Consider the following 26017-nt stretch of genomic DNA (forward strand, 5'->3'; position numbering starts at 1 on the left):
TAACGCCGGGGAGCGGATAATGTTGTTCCCGCTAAAAAAGCCTTAACTTCAGGTGAAGTTAAGGCTTTTCAGATTGAGGAAAGATCTTGCTAACCATACAGTGCGGCTTCACAGCAAAGTGATGCGTCACGGCTGGTTTTTGCTGATGATCCTCTTTTTAAGCTTCTTCAGCTTCAACGACGATTGAGGAATCATTGTAAACCGAGGTATCGGTTTCCTTCGTCATTTTACTTGTTAACAGTCCCGCGGTCATGCTGCCGCTGACATTTAAGGCAGTGCGCCCCATGTCAATTAACGGCTCAATTGAGATGAGCAGCCCGGCAAGCGCAACAGGCATATTTAAAGCGGATAAGACGAGAAGAGCCGCAAATGTCGCGCCGCCTCCTACGCCTGCTACACCGAACGAACTGATTGCCACTATCGCGATGACCGAAATAATAAATCCGGGTTCAAACGGATTTTGCCCCACTGTCGGCGCAATCATCATCGCGAGCATTGCAGGATAAATGCCGGCACAGCCGTTTTGACCGATCGATAAGCCGAATGAACCGGCGAAGTTCGCAATTCCTTCCGGTACGCCCATGCTTTTTTGCGTTTTAATATTGAGCGGCAAAGCCCCTGCGCTTGAACGGGACGTAAACGCAAACACCATGACCGGAAATGCTTTTTTCACGTATGTGATCGGATTTAAACCGCTGAACGTAATCAGCAGCAAGTGAATGATAAACATGACGATAAGCGCGGCATATGATGCGATCACAAACATCCCCAGTTTCGCAATGCTGTCGATGTCGCTTGTCGCGATCGTTTTGGTCATAATCGCCAACACCCCGTAAGGCGTCAGTCTTAAAATTAATGTCACGACGCGCATAATAATCGCGTAAACCGCATCGACAATTCCGCTGAATGTCGCGGCGTGCTCCGGCTGCTTCCGTTTCACGCCAAGGAAAGCGATGCCGAGAAAAGCGGCGAAAATAACGACTCCGATGGTGGAAGTCGGTCTGGCCCCGGTGAAATCAAGAAACGGATTTCCCGGCAGAAGCTCAACGATTTGCTGAGGAAGCGTTTTGGCCGTCATATCCTCCGATTTTTGCTGAAGCTCCTGGCCTCTTGATAGCTCAGTGCTCCCCTGGTCGATATGAACGGCCTTCAGATCAAAGGAAAGCGCCGAAACAATTCCGACTGCCGCGGCAATTGCTGTCGTGGCGATCAAAATTCCGATGATCAGGCCGCTGATTTTTCCGATGTTATGGGTCAGTTTCAGCTTCGTAAATGCGCCCAGAATGGAAATAAAGACAAGCGGCATGACGATCATCTGGAGCAACTTGACATAACCGCCGCCGGCGATATTAAACCAATCAGCTGTTTGTGTCACGATATGTGAAGCCGGTCCGTAAATCAATTGCAGTGCAAAACCGAATACAATGCCTAATCCGAGCGCGGTAAAAACACGTTTAGAAAAGGAAACGTGTTTTTTTTGCATCACAAACAGACCTGCTATAAGCAGAAGCATAATGAAAACATGTAAGACTACAAATAAATTCTCCAAAACAGGTAAACACTCCCTTGCTCATTTTCCTTACACACTATATTATATGAATTCCGATCGGTCAAGTATGATTTTACAATATATGTATTTTTATAGACTTTTCTCTTTTCTTTCCACCCTTTCTTTAGTAACTTATATAAGGGTGATTGTTATGCTGAAGGAACTGTTTCTTAATTTGACGATTTTAATCACATTTAATTATCTCTTCACCCTTCTTTTTAAAGAGTCGCTGTCGTATAAAGAAGACCGTCCGATGTTTCAATTACTGAAGGGGGCGGCTTGCGGGCTTTTAGGGGTTTTTCTGATTGCTTTCGGATTTTCTTACTCTGATTCTATCATTGATCTCAGAAATATCCCGATTATCATCGCCGCTCTTTACGGAGGCTGGGTGTCTACGGCAGTTGCCTTTGCGATTATTGTGGCAGGCCGTATCCTGATCAATTTCAATGCCAGCGCCATTTATTCCATCGCCGCAGTCGGCATGATTGCCATACTTTCTGTGGCAGTATTCAGAGGAAAAAAGCCGAATCGCAAAAAGGCGTTCGTTATGCTGCTTTTCTCAAACGTTATTTTCACCCTGACGCTGCTGTTTCTTGTGCCTGAACAGCCTGCCGGAATCCTCGTTTATTATTGGCTCATTTCCACTTTGGGCGGAATGCTGTCACTGTATATCATCAAACACGAAGCCGATGCCCGACTTTTATTCAAGAAATACAAGTTTCAAGCGAATTATGATTTTCTGACGGGGATTTTTAATAAAAGAAAATTCGAGGAGATCTCGCGTGTCCTGTACGACCGGGCATCTCAATCATCCTCATCTCAGCTTGCGCTTATTTATTTAGATATTGATCACTTTAAACAGATCAATGATCAATACGGCCATTATGAAGGTGATCAAGTGCTGAAAGAACTGGGGACGCGGCTGAGGTTCTTAATCAGCAGTTCTGATCCGTCAGCCCGTATCGGCGGCGAAGAGTTTGCGGTGCTTATACCGAATTGCACGTATACAAAAGGGCTTCACCTCGCAGAAGAAATCAGGCAGACGATGGACGGGAACCCGATTCTGCTGACGAGCGGAGATACAATTTTCGTGACCGTTTCTATCGGCATCGCGCACTTTCCGACAAATACGGCGGATCCGCAGACCCTGCCTCTGATCGCAGACCGGATGCTGTACAAAGCGAAAACCTCAGGACGCAATCAAGTGTGCAGCACTGAAAAAAAAGAATGATCGCCACAGGGAGAATCATTCTTTCTTTTCAGTGACAACGGCGCCCGGCTGGAAAACGAGAATCAGGCTGTCCTGATATTCGATACAAAGACAGGAGTTCTTGCAGCCGCATGAAATCCTGCTTTTTTGGCGAAAACTGCTGCGTCACGCCTTTTCTATGTAATCAGCCCGCCTCCTGGCATAAAAAAGAGCGCTCTGCCGAAACCCACAGCTTCATCAGGCATGATCATGACCTCTACGTCCGGTACATCCTTCAGCCGTTTATACTGCTTGGAATAAATGCCGAGCACACGCCGCATTACGTCGTTCCTAAAGGGGCAGCTTCTTTTTTCCAATAGTCGGCAAACATTTAAAATAAGCAACGGTTTGAAATGTATCGGCATCAAAATCCCCGCTGGCAAATGCCAAATCAGCCTCGGCATAATCCGAAAACGTTACCAATGAAAGTTTCAATCCTTCCTCTCCGGCTTTTTGCAACAAATCCCCAGATAAATGGATGACATTCATTGATTCCAATAGTAATGGCTCGATTCCAAGCGGGATCGTGGCATGAAGTAAGCGGCATGATCAAAATGAAGAGAAACCAGATTCTTTATAATCCGCAGCTTCAAGATGACCTACTCCCTATCTATTTTTATGTGCAGCACTGCACCATGCATTCGGGCTCATGATTAAGTTAAGGTTGTAGAGAGCGGCTTTTATGAGCTGCAAAATGTGCTGTTCAATCTCAGATCAGCCTTCCGTATCCGCGCGATTTCGACTTTAAAAATGTTATTTCAAAAAAAGTTACATTTAGCAGTTGTTTTTTCTCCGGATTACTGGTAGAGTAAAGGTAATTATTTTTGTTCGAACTATCTTTAAGAAGAAAGTTTTGTAAGAGTTTTCGTCTTGGAAGTTTGTTTTAGAGCAAGAATAGTGAATTTAAGCGTTATGTCGCTTTAGGAGGAAATTTCATGTTAGAAGGTAAAGTAAAATGGTTCAACTCTGAAAAAGGATTCGGATTCATCGAAGTAGAAGGTCAAGACGATGTATTCGTTCACTTCTCTGCTATTCAAGGCGAAGGCTTCAAAACTTTAGAAGAAGGCCAATCTGTTTCTTTCGAAATCGTTGAAGGAAACCGCGGACCACAAGCTGCTAACGTAACAAAAGCATAAATGTCTTAAAAAAACCTGCCGGTGCAAGCCGGCGGTTTTTTTTATATCTAAAAGCTGTTTTGCCTAGGCAAAACAGCTTTTTTACATCAGGTAGCAATATCCCGTTTTAAGAAGACGCCGAATGCGAGCGCCATAAAAATAATGAAGTAAATCACAAGCATCACAACCGAAAATGTCATCGTCATCCCCTCTACTAAAGGAGTCCCGTTCATATATTGCGACAAATCCGTGTTCGCGAATAAAATATATTTCGTCCATTCAAATTTCGTGGCAAGAAATACAGTCGCCGTGTTGCCCATAACCAATAGAAAAATAGAGAATCCGACCGCTAATGAGCTGTTTCGGAATACCGCAGATAGCATAAACGCCATCGTCGCAAGCATAAAAGCGGAGACAGATTCATAGATATATGTTTTAGCGAGAAAGGCGATGATATTTTGTTCAAAAACACGGCCGTCTTTGTATACGAGATGGACATTGGCCGCAGTATCTCCGCCTGTACCGAAAAAGAGCAATCCCAACAGAGCGGAACCGGCAAATAAAATCACAAGCATCAACAGTCCGAACAACAGCACCGTCATATATTTAGAAAGCAAAATTTGAAAACGGCTGAGCGGACGGATGGCCAGCAGTTTGATGGTTCCCCAGTTGAACTCATTCGCCACGATGCCTGCTGCGATGATAATCGTGAACAAGCCGGTCAAAACCGTCATCATCGAAGAATCAGCTACGTATGACCACACGGTGTACCCTGTATCCTCGGGGATATTATGATCCATACGGTATTCATTTATCGCGATATTCTGTTTCAGACTATCAATGACAGTCTGATTTCCGGTTTCCTTCATCTGCTGTTTCATTTCTTTGTTTGCACCCTGGAGCTCCTGCTTCCAATTCGGATTGGCTTCGTTGGAGGTGAAATGGTTTGACAGAAGTGCAAAGCCGGTCATCGCAAGGCCTAAAATCACAATCATAGCCCACGTGCCGACACGGCTGAAGATTTTAATCCATTCATTATAGATCAGTTTAAGCATATTGAGCCTCCTCTTTCGTCCCGCCGGTAATTTCCAGGAAACGGTCTTCTAAAGATTTTGTTATGATTTTCACTTCATATAAGCGGATATTTTCACGGACGAGAAGTGAAATCACATCAGGCACTTCCTGTTTTGACAGCTTGATCTCAAAGCCGCTTGTCTTCTTCACACAGTCAAACTGACTCAGGACGGCAAGCGCCTCTTCCCTTTGTTCAATATGGAAAAAGTATGTATCTTTTTCTTCTGTTCCTTCATCTCTTACCTTTTGAATATCAACAAGCTCTCCTTTTTGCAAAATCCCGATTCGATCGCACATCAATTCCATTTCGGACAGCAGATGGCTCGAGACGATCACCGCCATTCCTTTTTCTCGTGTCAGTTTTTTCAGATGATCTCTGATTTCCCTGATACCGGCGGGATCAAGGCCGTTTGTCGGTTCATCCAGAATCAGCACCTTCGGGTTATGCAGCAGACTCTGAGCAAGACCGAGGCGCTGTCTCATCCCGAGAGAATAGGTCTTTACTTTGTCATGAATTCTGTCCTGTAATCCGACGAGCTCGATGACCTCATCTATTTTTTCTTTCGTAACGCCTTTTACCATTCTGGCGTACTGCTGTAAATTTTTATAGCCGCTCAGGAATTTGTACAGCTCCGGATTTTCCACGATGGCTCCGATATGCCTGACCGCTTTTGCATAGTTCTTCGTAATGGATTCTCCGCAGATTACGATGTCTCCATGAGACAGTTTCATTAATCCGACCATCATTCTGATCGTAGTCGTTTTCCCCGCTCCGTTCGGTCCCAGAAACCCAAACACTTCGCCTGCCCGGACGGAGAAGCTCAGATCATGAATAATCGTTCGTCCTTTAATCGTTTTCTTTACCTGTTGCAATTCCAATACTGTTTCCAATTAGAATCCCCCTTCTTTTTCGTACGCCTGCATAATGCTTTTATACCATTGCAGCACGGACATTCCTTCCTGCTCCCTGAGCTCTTCGACTTCACGCCGTTCAGCGATTTTCCCTTTTCTGAACACCATCACTTCGTCCAAAAGCGTCTCAATCTCATCGATCTCATGTGTGGCGATAACTACGATCTGACTGTCAAAATCAATATACGATACGAGACTGTTGACGATTGATTCCCGGACCGCCGGATCCAGACCGGAAAACGGCTCATCCAGCAGAATGACGGATGCTTTTCTCGACAGGGCCAGGACGATTTTCAGCCTGCCCCGGCTGCCTTTAGACAGCTCTTTTATTTTCTGCTCCGCTGAGAGATTCATTTCCGATAATAGATTCCGTGCTTTTTCCAGCTGAAAATCCGGGAATTGTGAATGATAAAATGTGAGCATATCACCGACAGTCGTCCGGGCGAAAAACGTATCATGTTCGGTTAAATAAGCCGTACGAAAAAGCATTTTCCGGCTTACGGCACGTCCGCCGATCCGAACAGCGCCCGAGGTGGGAAATGCAAGCCCGGCAAGCATTTTCAGCGTTGTTGATTTACCGCTTCCGTTCGGTCCTAATATTCCGTAGATCTTACCCGGAGACAATGAAAATGATACATCGCTGACCGCGAGCCTGCGGCCGTATTTTTTTGTAACGTGTTCAAAATCAAGATTCATCGTCTGCTTCCTCCGCATATTGTTTGATCCCGTCGAGCATTTCTTCAGGAGATAACCCCAGCTCCGCCATTTCCTGAATAAAGCGTTTGAATACGTCTTTTGTCAGCCTGTCTTTCAGCTCTTCTTTCAGATCGGGCCTTTCAGCTATAAAGGTTCCCTGTCCTCTTCTCGTTTCCACGATCCCCAGCCTTTCCATTTCACTGTACGTTCTTTGTATCGTATTCGGATTCACTTTCATCTGCACGGCCATCTCTCTTACGGACGGCAGTTTGTCACCCGGCGAAAGCTCGTTTCGAATCAGCCGGTAATATACACGGTCGGCAATTTGCAGATAAATCGGCTTTGATGATTGAAATTCATGCTTCATCATTACACCTCAACCTTGCGATTCAGCAGCATTGAGGCCAGCGCGAGACAGAGCGCCGCAAGCACAATCACGGCCAGGAAGCTGAAAAGCGGGATGTGGACGGCGTTCAGCTCCATCGTCCAGCCGGCCAATTTTGTATAATGAAATTCAAAATTCGCATACACTTTTACCGGCCATAGATCGTGTTGAGATGAAGTGAAAGGCGTAATGAGTTTATCGTCAATATAGGCCCAGACAAACGCAAGCACGATGCAGATCACCCAGCGGAGAACGGGGAAATATTTTAACGAGTGAAAAACAGTCCAAAATACGGCCACGATCACAGATAAGTATGCTGAGCTGATCAGCAGGTAAGCATTCAGTCCTGTTAATGTGCCGGCCAGGGGAATGGTGTGTTCCAGCGCTCCTTTTGCAGCAAGCATCCGGTACATCCAAATACCGTAGCCGGTCAGCGCCAGCTGCCCGATAAACTGATACAGCAGTGAGGCCGTCAGCTTGGAAGCCAGCAGATAAAACCCGCCATTCGGATTGTAAAGCCACAGCTGATTTTTCCCTTCTTTGCGGAGGTGATAGTACATAAAAAGCGGCGCCGCAAGAAATTGAAAAAACCCCATTGCCGCAAAAAAGCCGAAAATGACGAGCGGTTCTTTCTGACGGACAGCAATAACGTGGGCTGCCGCCGCCCAGAAGATCATGCCGCAAAGCCAAACCGCCAGCCAGACCCATGAAACCTTCGCATCTTTTTTCAGCAGACCTAAAAACGATGTCATTCTTTCTCTCTCCATTCGGGACCAGTGTATGAGTCACATAGTACACTAGATCATCACAAATTACAATATCTTCAATAAAAAAAAGGCAAATCCGCTCTTACGCAGATTTGCCTTTTCAATTACTTCTTTTTGTTTTTTAAGGAGAGCAGCGCATCACGATAGCTGCTATCCTGCATTTTGCCGCTGCTTTCGGGATCTGTTGTTTCCTGATCCGTCTCAGAAGTCTTGAACTTCTGAAGCGCCTGACGGTACACATCATCGCCCATTGTATTCTTTTTCTCGCGGGGAGATTCAGATTTTACAACGACGGGAACATGCTCGGCTGAGCGTTCCTCGGCCGGATCATGCTTTTCCGGCTGTTCGGCTGTAGTGCCGATCGCTTCTCTCTTTTCTTCTTTGACATCCTGTCCTGCAGCAGTGCTGCGGACATTGAATGTGATAAGAAGTGCAATCACAATGACAGCAGCAATAACCGCTATAATAATGGCCATATAACCCTCTCCTTACTGTCGTCCGGCAGTTAAATTACCTGTGACCTGGCTGACACGTCTGCCAAGCGCACGGCCTAATTGAAGGCCTTCTTCCGTCATCAGCACATCGCTGTCAACCGGGCATGTGACGCCCGCGCCGTAGTAAGAACCGTACAGCGCATTTTCAGGAACGTTGCCGGGAAGACCGACAACAATCATGCCTTGGTGAAACATAGGAGTGATCAGATTGTGCATTGTCATTTCTAATCCGCCATGGGTTGTCGCAGTCGTACAGAATACGGCGCCGACTTTATCAATCAGCTCGCCCTCAGCCCACAAATAGCCGAGTCTGTCGATCCACGCTTTTAAGCCTGAACTGATGGTGCCGAAGTGTCCAGGGCATCCCCAGATAATCGCATCCATGTCCTTCAGCTTGCGGATGTCGGCTTGATCGACATGGTCAATCAAGACTTCAGCATCAGCGTTTTCACTTGCTCCTTCCGCAATGGCTTCGGCAAGGTATTTTGTGTGTTCGCCTTCACTATCGTACACTACGTAAATTTTCATTCAGGAAACCTCCCATTCAGATGATTAAGATTCCTTCACTTCTTTAGGGGCCGGAAGCAATGACAGCTCCTCTTTTTTCTTCGCCCGCTGTTTGTCTTTCCGTACGTCACGCAAGAACAGGCTCAAGACTACGCCGATAACCGCAAAGATCGTCGCCCACATAAATGCGTCATTAATTCCCATAACGTTGGAATTAAGTGAAGCCGTTTTGTAGAGATAGGCATAAACGGTTTGTTTCGCCGCATCAAGCGACATGTTCATGTTGACCATTAAATTCGAAACCGCGCTTTGGAACGACTGCATGAAGCTTGGATCTGCCGTGCTTGTTTTATCCGCAATCTGCGAATAATGCATCGTCGTGCGGTTCGTATAGATCGTTGTGATCAAACTTGTTCCGATTGAACCGCTGATCTGGCGGAGCGTGTTGCTCATCGCCGTGCCGTGGCTGTTCAACCGTGCCGGAAGCTGGTTCATTCCGGCTGTCATTACAGGCATCATTAACAGTGACATACCGAATGCGCGGATGGCATAGACAAGCATGATATGCGTATAAGGTGTGTCAATTGTCAATTTTGTATACTGGAATGTCGTTGCGACCGTAATGACCAGCCCGACGATCGCAAGCGGTCTCGGACCGATTTTGTCAAACAGAATACCGGAAATCGGCGACATGATCAGCATGACAATCGCGCCCGGCAATAGCAAGAGGCCTGATTGCAGCGCCGTAAAGCCGACTAAGTTCTGCAGATAAATCGGAAGCAGGAACATTCCTGTGTAAAGCGCAACGGTAATAATGATGTTAATCACACTGGAAAGTGAGAAAATATCATATTTAAATACCCGGAAGTCAAGCATCGGTTTTTCAGAGCGCAATTGCTGAATGACAAACGCGGCAATCGCGACGATACCGACAATGACGGTAGACAGAACGATTGGGTCTCCCCAGCCGTCGCTTCCCGCTTCACTGACTCCGTAAAGCAAGGAGGCGAATCCGACAATGGATAGAATCGCACCCAAGCTGTCGAGTTTGATTTTTTGCGGTTCCACCAAGTTCTTAAAGAGGAAAAACGCTATGACAATAACGATCGCCCCGATCGGAACAAGGCCGTAGAACATAATGCGCCATGTGTAATGCTCAATGATCCAGCCGGAAAGAGTCGGTCCGACCGCCGGAGCAAACATCATCGCAAGACCGAAAATCCCCATTCCTTTCCCCCTGCTTTCAGGCGGGAAGATAAGCAGAATGGTTGTCATGACCAGCGGCTGCAAGATACCGCCGCCGACCGCCTGAATTAACCGGCCGATCAGCATGGTTGAGAAGTTAGGCGCGATTCCGCAGACTAACGTTCCCGCTGTAAAACAGAACATGGCTACGAGAAAGAGGCTTCTTTGCCCGAACCGGGTAATTAAGAAGGCCGATAACGGAATCAAAACACCGTTGACCAGCATGTATCCGGTCGTCAGCCACTGAATCGTCGTCGCACTCACACCGAACTCGGTCATTAAGTGCGGCATCGCCACGTTAAGAAGCGTTTGGTTCAAGATCGCCAGGAATAACCCGGCCATAAGCACAATAAGCAATGTTTTAGGACTTTTTACTTGATTATCTGATTTAGCCACCTAAGACAACCTCCCTTCATGGTTTGATGACTGATCTGTATTATTCAGAGATTTTTACAGATGCGTTCATACCAGGAAGCACCTTGTCAGATGGGTTGCTGAGTGAAATTTTAACAGGAACTTTTTGCGTTACTTTTGTGTAGTTGCCGCTTGAGTTTGAAGAAGGCAGCATATCAAAAGTTGAATTTGTCGCATAGCCGATTTCTTCTACAGTTCCGTCAAATGTTGTATTAGGGTCACCGTCAACAATGACGTCTACTTTGTTTCCTACTTCAATGTCTCTGATGTCAGTTTCTTTAATGTTTGCAGTGATGTAAAGGTGTTTCATGTCAATTTCTTGGGCAATTGTCGTACCGGCTTGCACCATTTGACCGTTTTTCACTTCGTTTTTCACGATTGTTCCATCCATGATGGCTTTAACGTCAGCATTTTGCTGTCCTTTGATTTTTGCAACAACGTCGTTTTTGCTTACTTCTTTCCCCTCATCAAGGTTCCAGTCAGTTACTTTACCCGCAGCAGGAGCTGTGATAGCAGCCATGTCGCCGGCAACTTTTGCTTCATCGGTTTTTACATAGTGCGTGCTTTGATAATAGTAGTAAGCACCTCCGCCTATAATTGCAAGAACAACAATCAAACCGATAATGTTGGTCAGAATTAAACGTCCTCTGTTCATTTTGTTTTCTCCTTTCGTTTCTTCCTCTATCATTTTGTGGAATGATGATAAAAATATGTGGGGATTTTTTTATTTTCCGTTTTTCACTGCACAGCCGTTTGCAAGCTTCGTTAAACTTTCCGCCAGCTTGCGCAGGTACTGCAGTTCAGCGGTATTGAGCTGCCGGTATAAGACTGCCGCTTTTTCGGCATATTGAACAGCAGCTGTCTTTAGAAGTTCTTCCCCCTCTTCGGTTAACTGAATCATAACAACACGCCGGTCGTCGTGATAGTCGCTCCGAACCATTAAGCGGCGCTTATACAGAATATCGGTCATTCTCGTGACAGACGCCGGTTTCAGATCAAGCGACAAAGCCAGCCTTGAAAGCTGCGTGCTTTTGCTCTTATGTATTTTGAACATCAGCAGATACTGCAGGACTGTAATATCAAAAGGTTCAAGAACTGTCTCCAAGATCATTTTCTGCTTTTTGTAAATTGATCTGGAAGTATCAAACAGTTGTTCAAAACTGAGCAAAGCGAGCTCTGATTCAATCACCGTATTTTCACCTCATTCCCTTAATAATAGTTCACAAGATAAAATATTAATAAATGAAAGAAGATTTGTAAAGAGAAAAGTTTTATTTTTAAAGGATTTTTTTTATGCCTTTTTTTTCTCTTTATTTTTAATTTAAAAAAGCCGAGTGAAGAACCGCGGCCGCACGATTCTTCACTCGGCTTTATGTTTAATACTTATGCTTTGCTTACCCCCGCTTCCTCTTTTTTAAAGAAGCTTTTCAGCGCTTGAAAAACGTCTGATTTCTGCTTTAAGATGTAATATTTAAATTTATCATCTTTGACGTTTTTATAGGCGGACATGAGTGTTGAATGCCTGTTATATTGATTAACCTCACCGTAGCAGAACAGATTCGATTTTTTCATGATGTCATTGACGAGCTTTACGCATCGGGCGTTATCCGATGTTAAATTATCCCCGTCTGAAAAATGGAACGGATAGATGTTGTAGCGGGCGGGGTCATATTTTTCATCAATTAATTCAAGAGACTTCCGGTAGACGGAGGAGCAGATGGTTCCCCCGCTCTCGCCTTTCGAGAAGAAATCTTCTTCCGACACCACCTTCGCTTCCGTGTGGTGGGCGATAAATTCGATATCTACCGTTTCATACTTTGTCCGTAAAAATCGTGTCATCCAAAAAAAGAAGCTCCTCGCCATATACTTTTCCCATACGCCCATCGAACCGCTTGTATCCATCATGGCTAAAACGACAGCTTTCGATTCCGGCTTCGTCACATCATTCCATGTTTTGTATTTCAGATCTTCCGGATAAATTGGATAAAACGACGGCTTGCCTGACATGGCGTTTCGTTTATAGGCAGACAGCATCGTTCGTTTCTTATCAATATTCCCTGTCAGCCCGGTTTTCCGGATATCATTAAATTCAATATCGGTATGAACGATATTGTCCCTTTCCTTTTGCTGCAGATTCGGCAGTTCTAATTCCTGAAACAGCGCTTCTTCCAGGTCCATCAATGAGACCTCGGCTTCATAATAATCCTCGCCTGCCTGATCGCCGGCTCCCTGGCCTTTTCCGGCCCCCTGCTTTTTATCTGCGCCGTCTCTTGCGACGACATCGCCGATTTCGCTGTCGCCGTCACCTTGGCCGACATGTTTGTTTTTATCATAGTTATAACGGATTTTATATTCATCAAGCGAACGAATCGGGATTTTCACGACATCTTTTCCGTTGGACATAATAATGCTTTCCTCAGTGACAAGGTCCGGAAGGTTGTTTTTTATCGCTTCCTGTACTTTCTTTTGGTGACGCTGCTGGTCGTCAAAGCCTTTGCGATGGAGGGACCAGTCTTCCTCTGAAATCAAAAAATTTCCGCTGTCATTACGGGACATGAATTCCCCTCCTTAACCGTTATGGTCGTTTTACATGTGTATTCCGGCTTGGTCCTGTTTATGAAACAAGTCCGGCGAAAAGATTTATTCTTATCTTATGCCGGACGGACTTTTCAATTGACAAACAATTTTGAAACATAGACAAAAGAACCCGTCCTTGTACGGACGGGCCTTTCATCAATCAAGCATCAGCGGTTGAGCAGGCTTCCGACATACTTCAGCAGTTCATTTGCGCTTGTCGAATTATAACCGTGTTCATCTATTAACCGCGCCACTACCTCATTAACCTTTTTAAGCTGCTGCTCATCCGGCGTTTTGGTTGAGGTCGTAATTTTCACTACATCTTTTAAGTCTGCGAAAAGCTTTTTCTGAATCGCTTCGCGGAGTCTTTCGTGTGAGTTATAGTCGAAGCGTTTTCCTTTTCTTGCATAAGCGGATATGCGGATTAAAATTTCTTCGCGGAATGCTTTTTTGGCGTTTTCTGAAATGCCGATCTGCTCTTCAATGGATCTCATCAGCTTTTCGTCAGGGTTCATTTCTTCACCCGTCAGCGGATCGCGGAGCTTATTTTTGTTGCAGTACGCTTCCACATTATCTAAATAATTATCCATGAGTGTTTTCGCGGATTCTTCATATGAATAAACAAACGCCTTCTGCACCTCTTTTTTGGCGATGTCATCGTACTCTTTCCTGGCGGCGGAAATAAAATTCATATACCGCTCTTTGTCCTCAGCGGAAATGGACGGATGCTGATCGAGTCCTTCCTTTAAGGAACGCAGCACGTCAAGCGAATTGATGGATTCCATATTTTTCCTGATAATCGTTGAGGAAATACGGTTGATGACATAACGCGGGTCAATTCCGCTCATTCCTTCATCATGGAATTCCTTCTTCATATCCTCCAGATCAACGGAATTGTAACCTTCAACGCTTTCTCCGTCATAGAGCCTCATTTTTTTAACGAGATCAATATCAGACCGGTTCGGTTCCTTCAGCCGGGTCAAAATAGAAAACATCGCGGCCACTTTTAATGTATGGGGGGCGATGTGAACGTCAGAAACATCACTTTCCGAAATCATTTTTTCATAAATCCGTTCTTCCTCGGACACCTTTAAATTATAAGGAACAGGCATCACGATGATTCTGGAGTGAAGGGCTTCATTTTTTTTATTGGCGATAAACGAGCGGTACTCCGTTTCGTTCGTATGCGCAACAATCAATTCGTCGGCTGAGATGAGCGCAAACCGTCCGGCTTTAAAATTCCCTTCCTGTGTGAGTGACAGAAGGTGCCAGAGAAATTTTTCATCGCATTTCAGCATTTCCTGAAACTCCATCATTCCGCGGTTCGCTTTATTTAATTCACCGTCAAACCGATAAGCGCGCGGATCTGATTCCGAGCCGTATTCGGCAATCGTTGAAAAATCAATGCTTCCCGTCAAATCGGCGATATCCTGTGATTTCGGATCAGACGGGCTGAAGGTTCCGATTCCGGTACGCTTATCCTCCGAGAAGAAAATGCGTTCAACCTTTACATCCTCAATTCTGCCGCCGTATTCTTCTTCAAGCCGCATGACATTAAGCGGAGACAGGCTTCCCTCGATTCTGATCCCGTATTCTCTGTAGAAGTCTTCGCGCAGATGATGGGGAATGAGATGGAGAGGATCTTCATGCATCGGGCAGCCTTTGATGGCGTAAACTGCCCCGTTGTCTGTCAACGAGTAGGCTTCAAGCCCTTTTTTCAGCATGGTGACAAGGGTTGATTTCCCGCCGCTGACAGGCCCCATTAATAGTAAGATCCGTTTTCTTACATCGAGCCGTTTGGCAGCCGGGTGAAAGTATTCCTCCACGAGCCGTTCCAGAGATTCTTCAAGGCCGAACAGTTCCCGCGAGAAAAAACTGTATGTCTTTTTCCCGTCATCCTCCTCGATTCCGCTGTCTTTTATCATATTAAAAACGCGAGAATGAGCAGACTGCGCGACCAATGGATTTTCTTTTATGATCTCCAAATAATCAGCGAACGTCCCTTCCCATTTGAGACGCTGCTCTTCCTCTCTGTACTTTTCAATTTTCTTTAATATATCCATAAGAACCTCCTCTATCATGGTTAATGCACTAGAAATAAGGTACTTTGTTACAATCTATGCGGTGACGTGATAATACATGCTTTTCGTTTCTTAAAAATAAAGGCGGCTCAAGGGCGGTCATTGACAAGGGTCTGGTGCACCGTTCATAATGAAAGAAATACAGTTTCATCCAGACTCGGACATCAAATGGAAAAGCAAAGAGGAGGAGAAATGATGAAAACGATCATCTTACTGGGGGTCATTCTCACTTTTTTAGTATCCATTTTTACGGCGGGTTACGACAGCAAACCTGAAAACGAATAACGGCAAAAAGGGTGCTCCTTATGAAGAGCACCCTTTCCTGTACAACATAACAATGTTTCACATTTGAATGTGTTCTTGGACAGTTGATTTTTCATGGGCTTTGCAGCTTGTTTGATACTCGATTTTTCCGATTTTGCAGCCCGGGCCGATTTCCACACGCTTTCCTCTGACGATGTCCGCTTCCGTGTATTCGAGGTAAATCGTATCTCCCTCGATCAATTCAGCCGAAAGCATGCCGGCTTTCCGTTTCAGAAAACCGGGTTTCCGCCTGACTGTGATCGATGTACCGCCGATTTCCTTCACGTTGCTTCGGTCATAACGCAAATGGATATTGACGTCTCCCGCGTTTAACAATCCCGCCACATTGATACAGCCTGTTACATGAAGCTGCTCTGTCTCGCAATCGCCGCCGACGGTGAGGCTTCCTTTAATATGACACTGCTCTCCCGCGGCCCCGCCGGAAATGTCGGCAAGTCCTTTCAGCCTCAGCGTGGTGAAACGCATGGAGCCGCCGATTTTCAGCGTGCCGATCACATTTGCGGAACGTGCCGATAAATCTCCATCAGTTTCATGTTCCCCGAAAATTTTCAGCCGATTAATTTCGGCATCTCCGAGAAAACGCCCCGTACCGAATATCCGGCAGCGCTCGCTTTGAAGTCCTTCGCCGACAATGCCTTCTCCTTTAATGCTTACATTCTGGTAGGAGCCCCCGGCGGCGTGTCCGGCTCCGTACATTTTTAAATGACTCAATTTTTTTGTTGTGTCCACTGAAGCTCCTCCTATATTTTTACGGCTTTGTTTACTAAAGCTGACGGATCACATGTAAAATCTCCGCTGTATTCCACCATCTCAATGATACAGCCTGCGCCGATCTGCACAGAATTTCCGCGGACTGTCTTCGCGTGCGTGTCCGCCAATTCAATGATGTCACCTTCAATCAGCTCTGCGGTCAGCACCGGGGCCGGCATCAGCTTAAACCGCGCAAGCACGCTTTTTCTGCTCATCACCTTTAAATGACGGCAGCCGATTTCTTTCACCCGGCTCTCGCCCGCCGCCAGCTTCATATTGACGTCATCGGCGTTCAGCAGGCCTCCGATTTTGCATTTGCCTTCCGAACGGAACGTTTCTGTCTCGCAATCCCCTTCAATCCCGGCTTTCCCGGATATGAAAATATCATCAGCTTTTACACCGCCGCCGAAAGATGAAAATCCCGCGACGTTCAGCCGCTTCGTTTTGACATCACCTTTAATGACACCCGTTCCGTTGATTCGGATGGATTCGGCTTCGGCACTGCCGGAAATTTTCCCCGAACCGCTGATCGTCAGCGTTTGCGTTTTGACATTTCCGTCTGTTTTACCGCTGCCGTTAAACAAAAGGCTCGTGCACTCTACGTCACCTGACACCGTGCCGCTGCCGTTGATTTCCACCGTATGAAAACGGCCTCCTTTTGAACTTCCTGAACCGTTAATGACTAATTTATCTGTTACATCCATTGATGGTCCTCCTGCATCCATTTTGTTTTTAATTCTTCTGATGCCGCAGCAAGCGCCACTCGTTCAGCCACTTTGACAGACGGTTCAAACAGAATATGTTCCGCGTCAGCGATGAAGCACGTCGTTACGCCGAGTTTCCGGAGCATGACGAGCTCTGTATTTGCCTTCAGCTCAGAAGCCTCATACGTTTTCAGCACCTCTGCCGCCATTTTTCCTTCTTCAAGACTGATATTGCCCGACTGCAAAAGCCTTTCAAGCACATATAAAGACAGCAGCGCCCGGGACGTGAATGTCACGCCGTCTTCTCCGTAAACTTGCAGCGCGGCCTTTGAAATCAACCCTTTTTGAAGCAGCTCCGCAGACGATATATCGACATCAGCCATTTGCGGAGACAGCATTTCCCTCATTTCATCCAGAGACAGATTTTCTTTCATTTTCTGTATTTTTGAGATGCGTTTTAAGATTTCCGCTCTCGGAAAAAATGTTTCCTGGCCTGTAAACGTTGATTTTCGGATAAACCACTCCTCAGGAATTAAATTTTTCCGCTTCCAGCGATACAGCTGTCCATATGAGATTGATGTTTCTTCAAGCAATTCTTTTTTAGAAATCAGTTGTTCCTCCATAAATCCAGCTCCTTCGATGAACACATTGTAACATAACACTGTTACGTTGTTAAGCCTATACATATAACATTGTATGAATCCCCGCTGCATTCAATAAAAAAACCGCCCGAATCCGGGCGGTTTTTTCTCATGTCAAATCTCTGTAATTTTGCTGGCGCAGCGCTTCATATACAAGAATCGCGGCAGTGTTGGACAGGTTTAATGATCTCACATGCTCGGTCATCGGAAGACGCAGGCAGCGGTCCATATTGTTTTCGATCAATTCTTTCGGAAGTCCGCTCGTTTCTCTGCCGAATACGAAGAAAAAGTCTTCCTCCGTATTTGAGTAGTCAAACGATGTGTGCGGCTTTTGCCCGAATTTTGTAATGAAGAAAAACTTTCCGTTCTCATATGCCTCAAATAATTCATCCAATGAATCATGATAAACGACGTTGACGAACTCCCAATAATCGAGTCCGGCGCGCTTCAGCATTTTATCATCGGTTGAGAATCCGAGCGGGCGGATCAAATGAAGCGTTGTGTCTGTTGCCGCACAAGTACGTGCGATATTTCCCGTATTGGCCGGGATTTCGGGTTGATATAAAACGACATGTAATGCCACGATGTTCACCTCTGTTTTTTATTCCGCCCACCATTATATCATTAATTACTCTTTTGTCGTATCATCCGTAATATGAAAAAACACATATCTGATGGAAGGAGTATATGCCGTTGAATCCTCATATGACCAATATCTCATTCTGCTGTCATATGTTTGGGCATTGACGAGCGGCATATTGCTTTTATCTTTTGCGACCACGATCGTCGTATGGTTAAAACGGCCGTCACCTTCAAAATCATAGCAAATCACATCTCCAGGCATAAGCTCCTCTGCGCTTGACACCTGCACCGCGCGAAGCCCGGCCTTGGATTGGGCCAGATACATCTTCATGGAATGCGCGACCGTCCAGCTGTAGCTCCATGAGCTTTCCTTCATCCACCAGCCTGCGCCTCTGTTCGGATGCCCCCGCATCGGCGCTTTTCCGGCATGTAAACATTGGGAAATAAAATTTGTGCAGTTGTCGCCGAAATTTTTATAAGCGGGATTTCGTTTATTCCAAAACTTTTCCGCGTACTGAACGGCAGCCAGACGGTCGTATTGAAATGCCCGCCCGAAATCTTCCCGTTCACTCCGCTCATATTCGATCACGCTGTTTCCGTCGGAAAATCCGGCCGGTTTTTTCTTTATTTCCCGATCTTTAATCAGCAGCTGGTCATAGAGAAAAGCATTCCGTTCCTCAACCTGCTCTTCTAAATAAAGATGCCCGTCCTGCTCCTTGCACAAATATTCGAAATGAATGGTGTACATGACGCATAACGTGCCGTCATCCTCAAGACTGCTTTTGACAATGACGGCTTTCGCTTTCGCTTTAACGATGTCAACTTTCCGTTTTTCAAACAGCTCTTTTTTTCTCGTCAGGACCTCAAGATCGCCGGCCTGCCCATTGTGCCTCATCTCGGTTCCGTTGACTAAATAATGAAGCCGGGCCTCCGCTAAGTCTTCAATAATATGCTTCAAGCGCTCCACCCACCATACTGTTTTATAAAGAAAAAACACCTGAACTCACGCCAAGTGCTTTTTCTCTATACATATGTCAGGACGGGCCGGTTTTAGTCTTATCAGAAACCGAAAGCAGCTCCAGCCCCTTTTCTATTTCCTGTATGGCTTCCTCATCCTGCTCCTTGTGAAGCGCTTTTTCTAATTCCTTCGCATATGCCGGATCACCGATTTTCCCGATGGCCCAGGCGGCCGTTCCCCTGATGACGGGTCGCGGGTCTTGGTGCATCAAAGCCGTCAATTCGGGAAGAGAAGAAGCATCTTTGAAATGAGCCAATGCTAAAATAGCATTTCGCTGAATCGGCTTCTTGCCGCGCCATGAACCGGATACATGTCCGAATTTTTCTTTAAATTCCCGGTTGCTTATAGTCAGGAGCGGCTTTAACAGCGGCTTGGCGATTTCCGGATCGGGCTCCATCTGCGGATGAAGATGAAAATCTTTCCCCTTATTAATCGGGCAGACCGTCTGGCACGTGTCGCAGCCGTACAGGCGGTTTCCGATTTTCGTGCGGAATTCATCCGGCAAAAACCCCTTTGTCTGGGTCAGGAATGAAATACAGCGCTGGGCATTAAGCTGTCCGGGATTAACGAGCGCGCCGGTCGGGCACGCGTCTAAACATTTTGTGCACGATCCGCACATATCTTCAATCGGCACATCCGGTTCAAAGGGCAGATTGGTGATCATTTCAGCGAGATAGACGTAAGAACCGTATTCAGGTGTGGTGATCATGCAGTTTTTGGCGCTGAAACCGATTCCCGCCCGTTCCGCCACGGCCCTGTCGGACAATTCTCCCGTATCCACCATTGACTTCGTGCGGATATCCTCATGTTTGCTTTGGAGAAAATTCTCCAGCAGATCAAGCTTTTCGCGCAGCACGTCATGATAATCCTTCCCCCAGGAAGCTCTGCAAAAAATGCCGCGCCGGCCGTCCCTCGTGCTCCTCGGCGCATCTTTCATTTTGGAAGGATAGGCAAGGGCGATGGCTACGATCGATTTGGCTTTTGGCAGAAGCAAAGACGGAGTGACCCGTTTTTCAATATCAGGCTCTTCAAACCCGGATAAATAGCCGAGTGATTCCTGAAGAATCAGCCGGTCCCGCAGACTGTCGAACGTATCAGCCGTCGTAAACCCGATTTTGTCGACTCCGATGCTTTTGGCGTATTCGATTAATTCTTCTTTCAGTTTATGAATATTCATTTTTTGCACAGCCTCCTTTCTTTGTGATCAGGCTCCCGTACGGGTATAATAGAGTTTTATCATCCCGAAATGGAGTGAACACAGTTGAACATCAGTTTAGATCCTCTTATTGCTGAACGGGTGCCGGGGATCAAAGCGGCAGCCGTATTATATGAACAGATTGAAGTCGGGCCTGCCCCGCAAATGCTGAAAGGCCGCCTCCGTTTATTTCAAGAATCGCTTTACTTTGATTATGCTGACGGCGGTATAGATGAACAGCCTTTTGTGAAAGAATGGGCGCGTATGATGGAACAGCTCAGTCCCGCCTTTTCAGGACAAAAAACGCCGATGGAGCTTATGCTCGGCGATATTTCCCGGGAGCGCTTCATCGAAAGTGTGAATTCAGCCCATGATACCATACTTTTTTTCTCCTTGAAATATTCATTGCCCATCATGGCGTATGACGCCGCAAAGATGAATGAACCGATTTCAATCACAATCGGAGAAAAAGAACACGTACTGGCTTTCTCCGACTCTGGCGGCATTTTCGGCGGCCTTACCGGACAAATCAACACCCGCCCTGTAACAGCCGGGACAAAGGACATGCTGCAGCTGATCTTTTTTCCGCCTTCAATTCATGCCGACGCGGCAGATGAGCTGTTAACATCCTTAACCAAAATGTTTGAACAAATTCACGGAGGCACACATACCGTCTCTTGGCTTTCATAAAAAGACACGCCTTCCGTGTCTTTTTTCACATAAAAAAACGCAATACTTCGTTTATCAGAGAAACGAAACACTGCGTTAATAACGTATGTATGGAGCGGGTGATGAGAATCGAACTCACGACATCAGCTTGGAAGGCTGAGGTTTTACCACTAAACTACACCCGCATCAAAATGCTTTTTTGTCAGCACCGATTTGATGTTTCTAATATTACATGCATATTTTTTTTTCGTCAAGGGAATGTTAAAAAATTTGTCGAAAAAAATTCTTCTTTTGTCCACATGTTAAGTCAGGTTTACATTTTGTTAAGAATACCATACAATATAAGAAAGAAGAAAACTTGAGGTACGCCTGATGATGAAAAATAAAGTAAAAGAGCTGAGAGCCAGATTCGGCTATTCTCAGGAAACGCTCGGAAAAGAAGCCGGAGCCACCAGACAGACGATTGCGGCGATTGAAAAAGGAGATTATGTGCCATCACTCTTATTGGCGCTTAATATCTGCCGGGCTTTCTCCCTGCCGATGGAGGAAGTATTCTGGCTGGAGGAGGAGAAAAAATGAGTTTAAAAAGAAAAGCGTGTTTTCACCTTGCACTCTACGGATTGGCCTGCTGGACGCTTATTTCCATTATGGAAGCAGTGCCGCGTATCGCACAGTTTTTCCAGACGGAGGGGAACGATTCATTTGAGCTGAACATCACGCCGTTTCTGCTGTTTACCGTTTGTGCCGTATTATATATCTACACTGAAAAGAAAAAACGGAACGGCAAAAAGCACAGGCTTGTGCCCGATGAATTTGAGGAACAGGATGAAAGAGAACGGATGATGACGGCTAAAGCCTGCCGTTCCTCGTATATTGCCGTTTACTTCTCATTGCCGGCCGCAGCCGTTCTGCTTTTGTTTTATCCGCTGATTCAGCCGCATCTTCCCTTTTTTCCGATTCTTTTGATTTTCATTCTGATGATGATTCAGCATTTGGCTTATGTTTTCACATTTCATAAGCACGGCAAAAACTCCGGTTCATGACAGATCCGGAGTTTTTTATGTTACCAGCTCGCTTTTTTCACTCCGGGAACCCGGCCTTTATGGGCCAGCTCCCTGAACGCGATTCTGGACAGTTTAAATTTTCTCATATATCCGCGGGGCCGTCCCGTCACCGTACAGCGGTTATGAAGTCTGGCCGGAGCAGAATCACGCGGCAGTTTGCTCAGCGCTTCCCAGTCTCCTTTTGCCTTTAATTCTCTTCTGATGTCCGCATATTGTTCAACAAGCTTCTGCCGCTTGAGCTCTTTGATCACTTTTGATTTTTTAGCCATTCCAGCACTCCTTTTAAATCGTAATAATTACGTTTTATATCGTATCATCCGTATGTTTATAAAGCAAGCTTCCGGCATAAAGAAAACGGGCCCCCGCTAAGCCCGCTTATTCAGCTTCACATAATAGAGTAATACGTCAGAATGGCTGATCAGCATCTTTTTATCTCGTGACATATGGACATGCTTTCCTGAATTTTTCACACTCGCACCGATCAAAACTGGTTTTCCATAAGTCACTGACTCGGCAGAGGAGATAAACACGGATGATGCTCTGTCATCTCCCTGATTCCGGGTAAAAACAGCGTCTGCAGAGACTTTCCCGCCGTCATCGACGATACCGAAACGAACTTTGTCTTTTTCCTTTTTCCCTTTGTCTTCTCGGTCCGTGTAAAAGATGAATTGCAATTCTTCTGGTTTAGTTGCATCGCCGCTGTAATCTGATTCAAGCGGCCCTGCTTTATCCGTCAGTTTTCCGTTTTGATAATGCTCAATATACATCTGTGCGGCCGCCAAGTCTTTTGTGACCCCGGTCACTGCTGCCGCTCCGCTTTCTGACGAGGCAATTTCCATTCTGTATTTCTCTGTCTTTGATAAATCAGCTTCTTTTATCTGCATGCCGCTGGAATGTCCGCATGCCGTGAATCCAGCCAGCAGACAGCAAGCTGCCGCCCATTTGAATACCTTCAGAAAAAACACCTCTTTTTGATGATTGTATCATTATCAGAAAAAAGAGGCATTTGTTTATTCAGACTGTCGCTTTGTTCCCTCTTGCAAAATGGTCGTTGCCCATTGCTTCGCCCAGTCTGCGCTCAAGCTTTTTCGTCCGCTCGTTTTGAAACGGCAGAAGCGGAAACACGAGTTCAGCCAGATAATAAGCTTCTTCAAGATGCGGGTAGCCTGAAAAGATAAACGACTCAATGCCGAGTGCCCGGTACTCTAAAATTCGATCGGCGACGGTCTGGGGATCACCAACAAGCGCCGTGCCCGCTCCGCCTCTGACCAGCCCGATGCCGGCCCAGAGATTCGGGCTGATCTCAAGCTTCGTCCGGTCGCCGTTATGAAGATCGGCCATCCGTTTTTGTCCTGAAGAATCAGCGCGCCGGAGTGCAGCCTGCGCTTTCGCAATCGTCTCTTCGTCTAAATGGCTGATTAATCGTTCTGCCGCTTTCCATGCCTCTTCCTCAGTCTCCCGGACAATCACGTGAAGCCTGATGCCAAAGCGCATTGTCCTTCCTTCTTGGGCAGCCTGTTTTTTGACGGTTTCAATCTTTTCTTTTACCTGCTCCGGCGGCTCCCCCCATGTTAAATACACATCTGTATGTTTCGCCGCGGCCTCAATTCCCGCCTGTGATGAACCGCCGAAATATAATGGCGGATGCGGAGCCTGTTTTGGCGGAAACAGCAGATTGCTGTTTTCCACTTTGATATGGTCCCCTTCATATGTCACCGTTTCTCCCCGCATGAGTCCGCGCCATACGGTCAAAAATTCTTCAGTCGCCTTATAGCGCTCATCGTGGCTGATAAACATCCCGTCTCCCGCCAGCTCATAAGGATCTCCGCCCGCTACGACATTTACGAGCAGACGGCCGTCTGACAGCCGATCCATTGTCGATGCCATTCTCGCGGCGACAGATGGCTGCATCAGTCCCGGACGGACCGCCACTAAAAATTTTAAATCTTTCGTTTCACCCGCTAAAGCCGCAGCCGTCAGCCATGGGTCTTCACATGATCTCCCCGTCGGCAGCAGAACTCCCGTATACCCGAGTCTGTCTGCCGCCTGTGCCACTTGCTTAAAATAAAGATGATCGGCGGTTCTTCCTCCCGTTTGCGTCCCTAGAAACCGTCCGTCTCCATGCGTCGGAATAAACCAAAGAATCTCCATATGAATCTCTCCTTTTTTAAATAGGCTACCCTTCATAACTGTTCCGCCATTTTAATAGTTTCCGTTCGAGCATTCTGACCAATGCATCCGTCAGCTTGCCGACAGCCGCAAAAATGATAATGCCGACAAACACCTTATTTGTCTGTGAAAATTGTCTCGCATCCATAATCATATAGCCGACGCCCGCGCTCGATCCCATCAGTTCCGCCACCACAAGGCCGAGCCACGCAATACCGAGAGAGAGCCGGATGCCGAGCAGGATACTCGGCAGAGACGCCGGAAGAATCAATTTCGCCATCTGCTGATACCAGTTAAATTCCAGCACCCGGGCGACATCAAACAGCTTTGCGTCCACGCTGCGGATTCCGAGAAACGTATTAATGTATACAGGGAAAAAAGCCCCCAATGCGATCAGCAGAATTTTTGATGTCTCATCAAATCCGAACCACAAAATAAACAGCGGGGTCACCGCTAAGTGCGGAACCGTCCTGAGCATTTGCAGAGACGGATCGAGATACGCTTCCGTCCGTTTTGAGAACCCGACCAGCAGCCCGAAAACAAGCCCGAGGCCCGCACCAAGCAGAAATCCGGCGGCCGCCCGATATAAGCTAATCTCTAAATGGCCCCAAAGCTCGCCTGACAGAAGAAGTTCCTGAAAAGTCTGTAAAATGACGACGGGTGACGGGAGCACCGTTGCCGAGACGATGCCCAGACTTGCGATAAACTGCCATACCGCGATAACCGCAGCCGGGAGTACAAACCCTTTCATCCATTGGTATGAATACCGCCGGGACTTTGCCGCAGCTTTCTTTTCTGATTGGCTCAATGTGCCGGGAGCCGTTGATGCTTCTGCTTTCATTATTTACCGCCCTCCGTTTCAAGCGCCTTTTTGATAAATGAATTGTCGACAACGTCTTTTACATTGATTTTCTTATGAATCGCTTTTGTTTGATATTGAAAATCAGCGGTTTTCTGCTGGACTTTGACAATATCATCATTAATCGGTTGATTAAGAGGCTCTGTATTGTTGAGCACGTTTCTGACGACTGAGGGATCAAGATTTTTGATTTTCGCATATAAAGAGACAGCTTCCTCTTTGTGTTCCTTTTGCCATGTGACTGCTTTATTGAACACTTTCAGAAAACGGACGACCTCATCCGGGTGCTCCTTGGAAAATCCGGTCCTGACTAACGTAAAACCCGGAGAATATAAATCCGTGCTCTCTCCGTTCGCTAATATTTCCGCCCCGTGCTGCAGCGTTTCAATCGACAAATACGGCTCCCAAATCGACCATGCATCAACAGATTTGTTTTCAAAAGCGGAAACCGCCTCATCAGGCTGAAGCTGAATGATGGTGACGTCATCGGCGGAAAGTCCGGCTTTATCCAAAGCTTTATAAAGAAAATCAAAGCCGCTGCTGCCTTTGGCTACGGCGATTTTTTTCCCTTTCAACTCTTTCAGACTCTTAATTCCGCTGCCCTTGTTTACGAGAATGCCGTTTGCCTTTAACCCGTCTTGGGACAGCCCGATCTCTTTAAAATCAATTCCTGCCGCCTGACCGGAAATGACCGGTGAATTGCCGACCTGGGAAAAATCAAGCTTATCGGCGGCAAGACCTTCAAATTGCGGGGGACCGCTTTGGAATTCGACCCATTTTACCTTTATTCCGTCTTTTTTGAAGGCTTCTTCAAACCAGCCTTTTTCCTTGGCAATGAGAAGCGGGCTTAAACTCTGCTGGATGCCGATCCGGATTTCTTTCACCGTTTTCCCGCTCCCTCCTGCTCCGTCGGCACTGCATCCGGCTAACATCATGACTGCTGCGGCTAAAAGAATGATGGTTTTTTTCACTTCGCT

31 protein-coding genes and 1 tRNA gene are annotated in these 26017 nt (G+C 46.4%); 5 read left to right on the forward strand and 27 right to left on the reverse strand.

Translation table 11 applies throughout. The features are described 5' to 3' along the window. Nucleotides 1-157: 157 nt before the first annotated feature. Nucleotides 158-1549 carry an L-cystine transporter gene (locus tag AUL54_RS05905; protein WP_082761611.1) on the reverse strand — a complete coding sequence of 464 codons (1392 nt, stop codon included), beginning with the start codon at nucleotides 1547-1549 and terminating at the stop codon, nucleotides 158-160. Nucleotides 1550-1700: 151 nt separating this feature from the next. On the opposite strand from AUL54_RS05905, the gene AUL54_RS05910 reads away from it, so the two are divergent. After that, the gene (locus AUL54_RS05910) at nucleotides 1701-2780 is read left to right on the forward strand and encodes a GGDEF domain-containing protein (protein WP_060963215.1); all 1080 of its coding nucleotides are present in this window, start codon (nucleotides 1701-1703) and stop codon (nucleotides 2778-2780) included. Between the two features lie 155 nt (nucleotides 2781-2935). On the opposite strand, the gene AUL54_RS21775 is transcribed toward AUL54_RS05910, so the two are convergent. Both AUL54_RS21775 and AUL54_RS21780 read right to left on the reverse strand, forming a co-directional pair. Then, a complete protein-coding gene (locus tag AUL54_RS21775; protein ID WP_250637042.1) occupies nucleotides 2936-3079 on the reverse strand; it encodes a MetQ/NlpA family ABC transporter substrate-binding protein in 144 nt (47 codons plus the stop codon). A gap of 10 nt (nucleotides 3080-3089) precedes the next feature. Continuing rightward, nucleotides 3090-3287, reverse strand: a complete 198-nt coding sequence (locus AUL54_RS21780) for a MetQ/NlpA family ABC transporter substrate-binding protein (protein WP_250637043.1) — start codon at nucleotides 3285-3287, stop codon at nucleotides 3090-3092. 446 nt (nucleotides 3288-3733) lie between these two features. Here AUL54_RS21780 and cspB point away from each other — a divergent pair, with 446 nt between their 5' ends. Further along, nucleotides 3734-3934: a cold shock-like protein CspB gene (cspB, locus tag AUL54_RS05915; protein ID WP_003155376.1), complete on the forward strand. Its 201-nt coding sequence runs from the start codon at nucleotides 3734-3736 to the stop codon at nucleotides 3932-3934. Nucleotides 3935-4020: 86 nt separating this feature from the next. Here the strand turns inward: cspB and AUL54_RS05920 are convergent, their stop codons facing one another. From AUL54_RS05920 to queG, 18 genes are all read right to left on the reverse strand, one after another. Then, the gene (locus AUL54_RS05920; RefSeq protein ID WP_060963216.1) at nucleotides 4021-4968 is read right to left on the reverse strand and encodes an ABC transporter permease; all 948 of its coding nucleotides are present in this window, start codon (nucleotides 4966-4968) and stop codon (nucleotides 4021-4023) included. Next, the gene (locus AUL54_RS05925) at nucleotides 4961-5878 is read right to left on the reverse strand and encodes an ABC transporter ATP-binding protein (protein ID WP_060963217.1); all 918 of its coding nucleotides are present in this window, start codon (nucleotides 5876-5878) and stop codon (nucleotides 4961-4963) included. Before AUL54_RS05925 ends, AUL54_RS05920 begins: the two co-directional genes overlap by 8 nt. After that, nucleotides 5879-6595: an ABC transporter ATP-binding protein gene (locus AUL54_RS05930; RefSeq protein ID WP_060963218.1), complete on the reverse strand. Its 717-nt coding sequence runs from the start codon at nucleotides 6593-6595 to the stop codon at nucleotides 5879-5881. Further along, entirely contained in the window at nucleotides 6585-6962 is a 378-nt protein-coding gene (locus AUL54_RS05935; protein WP_029575338.1) for a GntR family transcriptional regulator, read from the reverse strand. Before AUL54_RS05935 ends, AUL54_RS05930 begins: the two co-directional genes overlap by 11 nt. A 2-nt stretch (nucleotides 6963-6964) precedes the next feature. Next, complete coding sequence (locus AUL54_RS05940) at nucleotides 6965-7732, reverse strand: hypothetical protein (RefSeq protein ID WP_060963219.1); 768 nt, start codon at nucleotides 7730-7732, stop codon at nucleotides 6965-6967. 119 nt (nucleotides 7733-7851) lie between these two features. Then, nucleotides 7852-8223, reverse strand: coding sequence for a hypothetical protein (locus tag AUL54_RS05945; RefSeq protein WP_060963220.1), 372 nt, complete (start codon nucleotides 8221-8223; stop codon nucleotides 7852-7854). Nucleotides 8224-8235: 12 nt separating this feature from the next. Beyond that, nucleotides 8236-8769, reverse strand: coding sequence for an NAD(P)H-dependent oxidoreductase (locus AUL54_RS05950; protein ID WP_016938430.1), 534 nt, complete (start codon nucleotides 8767-8769; stop codon nucleotides 8236-8238). A 24-nt stretch (nucleotides 8770-8793) separates the two neighbouring features. Continuing rightward, nucleotides 8794-10335, reverse strand: coding sequence for a DHA2 family efflux MFS transporter permease subunit (locus AUL54_RS05955; protein WP_101605615.1), 1542 nt, complete (start codon nucleotides 10333-10335; stop codon nucleotides 8794-8796). Nucleotides 10336-10429: 94 nt separating this feature from the next. Further along, nucleotides 10430-11095, reverse strand: a complete 666-nt coding sequence (locus AUL54_RS05960) for an HlyD family secretion protein (RefSeq protein ID WP_007610259.1) — start codon at nucleotides 11093-11095, stop codon at nucleotides 10430-10432. Between the two features lie 36 nt (nucleotides 11096-11131). Beyond that, nucleotides 11132-11596 (reverse strand): MarR family transcriptional regulator, encoded by a 465-nt coding sequence (locus tag AUL54_RS05965; RefSeq protein ID WP_016938432.1) that lies wholly within the window; start codon nucleotides 11594-11596, stop codon nucleotides 11132-11134. 194 nt (nucleotides 11597-11790) lie between these two features. Further along, on the reverse strand, nucleotides 11791-12963 hold the full coding sequence (yhbH, locus tag AUL54_RS05970) for a sporulation protein YhbH (RefSeq protein ID WP_060963222.1): 1173 nt from the start codon (nucleotides 12961-12963) through the stop codon (nucleotides 11791-11793). Between the two features lie 188 nt (nucleotides 12964-13151). Further along, nucleotides 13152-15047 (reverse strand): serine/threonine protein kinase PrkA, encoded by a 1896-nt coding sequence (gene prkA / locus AUL54_RS05975; RefSeq protein WP_016938434.1) that lies wholly within the window; start codon nucleotides 15045-15047, stop codon nucleotides 13152-13154. 360 nt (nucleotides 15048-15407) lie between these two features. Next, complete coding sequence (locus AUL54_RS05980; protein WP_060963223.1) at nucleotides 15408-16118, reverse strand: hypothetical protein; 711 nt, start codon at nucleotides 16116-16118, stop codon at nucleotides 15408-15410. A gap of 11 nt (nucleotides 16119-16129) precedes the next feature. Continuing rightward, nucleotides 16130-16843, reverse strand: a complete 714-nt coding sequence (locus tag AUL54_RS05985) for a polymer-forming cytoskeletal protein (RefSeq protein WP_060963224.1) — start codon at nucleotides 16841-16843, stop codon at nucleotides 16130-16132. After that, nucleotides 16834-17466, reverse strand: coding sequence for a YhbD family protein (locus AUL54_RS05990; RefSeq protein ID WP_060963225.1), 633 nt, complete (start codon nucleotides 17464-17466; stop codon nucleotides 16834-16836). The genes AUL54_RS05985 and AUL54_RS05990 overlap by 10 nt, the downstream gene beginning before the upstream one ends. Before the next feature lie 127 nt (nucleotides 17467-17593). After that, the gene (gene trmL, locus AUL54_RS05995; protein WP_101605566.1) at nucleotides 17594-18076 is read right to left on the reverse strand and encodes a tRNA (uridine(34)/cytosine(34)/5-carboxymethylaminomethyluridine(34)-2'-O)-methyltransferase TrmL; all 483 of its coding nucleotides are present in this window, start codon (nucleotides 18074-18076) and stop codon (nucleotides 17594-17596) included. A gap of 36 nt (nucleotides 18077-18112) precedes the next feature. Beyond that, nucleotides 18113-19024 (reverse strand): amidase domain-containing protein, encoded by a 912-nt coding sequence (locus AUL54_RS06000; RefSeq protein ID WP_060963226.1) that lies wholly within the window; start codon nucleotides 19022-19024, stop codon nucleotides 18113-18115. Nucleotides 19025-19100: 76 nt separating this feature from the next. Next, nucleotides 19101-20261, reverse strand: coding sequence for a tRNA epoxyqueuosine(34) reductase QueG (gene queG / locus AUL54_RS06005; protein ID WP_060963227.1), 1161 nt, complete (start codon nucleotides 20259-20261; stop codon nucleotides 19101-19103). 84 nt (nucleotides 20262-20345) lie between these two features. On the opposite strand from queG, the gene AUL54_RS06010 reads away from it, so the two are divergent. Further along, on the forward strand, nucleotides 20346-20969 hold the full coding sequence (locus AUL54_RS06010) for a hypothetical protein (protein WP_060963228.1): 624 nt from the start codon (nucleotides 20346-20348) through the stop codon (nucleotides 20967-20969). 90 nt (nucleotides 20970-21059) lie between these two features. Here the strand turns inward: AUL54_RS06010 and AUL54_RS06015 are convergent. Then, nucleotides 21060-21133: transfer RNA gene (locus AUL54_RS06015), tRNA-Gly, on the reverse strand. 190 nt (nucleotides 21134-21323) lie between these two features. On the opposite strand from AUL54_RS06015, the gene AUL54_RS06020 reads away from it, so the two are divergent. Then, complete coding sequence (locus AUL54_RS06020; protein ID WP_003155407.1) at nucleotides 21324-21527, forward strand: helix-turn-helix transcriptional regulator; 204 nt, start codon at nucleotides 21324-21326, stop codon at nucleotides 21525-21527. Next, complete coding sequence (locus tag AUL54_RS06025) at nucleotides 21524-21991, forward strand: hypothetical protein (RefSeq protein ID WP_060963229.1); 468 nt, start codon at nucleotides 21524-21526, stop codon at nucleotides 21989-21991. Before AUL54_RS06020 ends, AUL54_RS06025 begins: the two co-directional genes overlap by 4 nt. Nucleotides 21992-22011: 20 nt before the next feature. Here AUL54_RS06025 and rpsN read toward each other — a convergent pair whose 3' ends face one another. The 5 genes from rpsN to AUL54_RS06050 form a co-directional block, all read right to left on the reverse strand. Beyond that, nucleotides 22012-22281 carry a 30S ribosomal protein S14 gene (gene rpsN / locus AUL54_RS06030; protein WP_014417259.1) on the reverse strand — a complete coding sequence of 90 codons (270 nt, stop codon included), beginning with the start codon at nucleotides 22279-22281 and terminating at the stop codon, nucleotides 22012-22014. Between the two features lie 96 nt (nucleotides 22282-22377). Further along, complete coding sequence (locus AUL54_RS21475) at nucleotides 22378-22896, reverse strand: sulfur oxidation protein (RefSeq protein ID WP_235588402.1); 519 nt, start codon at nucleotides 22894-22896, stop codon at nucleotides 22378-22380. 130 nt (nucleotides 22897-23026) lie between these two features. Next, entirely contained in the window at nucleotides 23027-24163 is a 1137-nt protein-coding gene (gene ssuD, locus AUL54_RS06040) for an FMNH2-dependent alkanesulfonate monooxygenase (protein ID WP_060963230.1), read from the reverse strand. A 25-nt stretch (nucleotides 24164-24188) separates the two neighbouring features. Then, nucleotides 24189-25025 (reverse strand): ABC transporter permease, encoded by an 837-nt coding sequence (locus AUL54_RS06045; protein WP_101605567.1) that lies wholly within the window; start codon nucleotides 25023-25025, stop codon nucleotides 24189-24191. Continuing rightward, nucleotides 25022-26011, reverse strand: a complete 990-nt coding sequence (locus tag AUL54_RS06050) for an aliphatic sulfonate ABC transporter substrate-binding protein (protein ID WP_060963232.1) — start codon at nucleotides 26009-26011, stop codon at nucleotides 25022-25024. The genes AUL54_RS06045 and AUL54_RS06050 overlap by 4 nt, the downstream gene beginning before the upstream one ends. Nucleotides 26012-26017: the final 6 nt, after the last annotated feature.

Origin of the sequence: Bacillus sp. SDLI1, assembly GCF_001553895.1 — a bacterium.
In the GTDB taxonomy this organism is placed as follows: Bacteria; Bacillota; Bacilli; order Bacillales; family Bacillaceae; genus Bacillus; species Bacillus siamensis.

Excerpts from the sequence above, each read along its gene's own strand:
- AUL54_RS05910 (WP_060963215.1), top strand. The coding sequence starts at position 1,701 with ATGCTGAAGGAACTGTTTCTTAATTTGACGATTTTAATCACATTTAAT.
- AUL54_RS21775 (WP_250637042.1), bottom strand. The coding sequence starts at position 3,079 with ATGCGGCGTGTGCTCGGCATTTATTCCAAGCAGTATAAACGGCTGAAG.
- AUL54_RS21780 (WP_250637043.1), bottom strand. The coding sequence starts at position 3,287 with ATGAATGTCATCCATTTATCTGGGGATTTGTTGCAAAAAGCCGGAGAG.
- cspB (WP_003155376.1), top strand. The coding sequence starts at position 3,734 with ATGTTAGAAGGTAAAGTAAAATGGTTCAACTCTGAAAAAGGATTCGGA.
- AUL54_RS05920 (WP_060963216.1), bottom strand. The coding sequence starts at position 4,968 with ATGCTTAAACTGATCTATAATGAATGGATTAAAATCTTCAGCCGTGTC.
- AUL54_RS05930 (WP_060963218.1), bottom strand. The coding sequence starts at position 6,595 with ATGAATCTTGATTTTGAACACGTTACAAAAAAATACGGCCGCAGGCTC.
- AUL54_RS05935 (WP_029575338.1), bottom strand. The coding sequence starts at position 6,962 with ATGAAGCATGAATTTCAATCATCAAAGCCGATTTATCTGCAAATTGCC.
- AUL54_RS05940 (WP_060963219.1), bottom strand. The coding sequence starts at position 7,732 with ATGACATCGTTTTTAGGTCTGCTGAAAAAAGATGCGAAGGTTTCATGG.
- AUL54_RS05945 (WP_060963220.1), bottom strand. The coding sequence starts at position 8,223 with ATGGCCATTATTATAGCGGTTATTGCTGCTGTCATTGTGATTGCACTT.
- AUL54_RS05950 (WP_016938430.1), bottom strand. The coding sequence starts at position 8,769 with ATGAAAATTTACGTAGTGTACGATAGTGAAGGCGAACACACAAAATAC.
- AUL54_RS05955 (WP_101605615.1), bottom strand. The coding sequence starts at position 10,335 with ATGGCCGGGTTATTCCTGGCGATCTTGAACCAAACGCTTCTTAACGTG.
- AUL54_RS05960 (WP_007610259.1), bottom strand. The coding sequence starts at position 11,095 with ATGATAGAGGAAGAAACGAAAGGAGAAAACAAAATGAACAGAGGACGT.
- yhbH (WP_060963222.1), bottom strand. The coding sequence starts at position 12,963 with ATGTCCCGTAATGACAGCGGAAATTTTTTGATTTCAGAGGAAGACTGG.
- prkA (WP_016938434.1), bottom strand. The coding sequence starts at position 15,047 with ATGGATATATTAAAGAAAATTGAAAAGTACAGAGAGGAAGAGCAGCGT.
- AUL54_RS05985 (WP_060963224.1), bottom strand. The coding sequence starts at position 16,843 with ATGGATGTAACAGATAAATTAGTCATTAACGGTTCAGGAAGTTCAAAA.
- AUL54_RS05990 (WP_060963225.1), bottom strand. The coding sequence starts at position 17,466 with ATGGAGGAACAACTGATTTCTAAAAAAGAATTGCTTGAAGAAACATCA.
- queG (WP_060963227.1), bottom strand. The coding sequence starts at position 20,261 with ATGAATATTCATAAACTGAAAGAAGAATTAATCGAATACGCCAAAAGC.
- AUL54_RS06020 (WP_003155407.1), top strand. The coding sequence starts at position 21,324 with ATGAAAAATAAAGTAAAAGAGCTGAGAGCCAGATTCGGCTATTCTCAG.
- AUL54_RS06025 (WP_060963229.1), top strand. The coding sequence starts at position 21,524 with ATGAGTTTAAAAAGAAAAGCGTGTTTTCACCTTGCACTCTACGGATTG.
- rpsN (WP_014417259.1), bottom strand. The coding sequence starts at position 22,281 with ATGGCTAAAAAATCAAAAGTGATCAAAGAGCTCAAGCGGCAGAAGCTT.
- AUL54_RS21475 (WP_235588402.1), bottom strand. The coding sequence starts at position 22,896 with ATGCAGATAAAAGAAGCTGATTTATCAAAGACAGAGAAATACAGAATG.
- ssuD (WP_060963230.1), bottom strand. The coding sequence starts at position 24,163 with ATGGAGATTCTTTGGTTTATTCCGACGCATGGAGACGGACGGTTTCTA.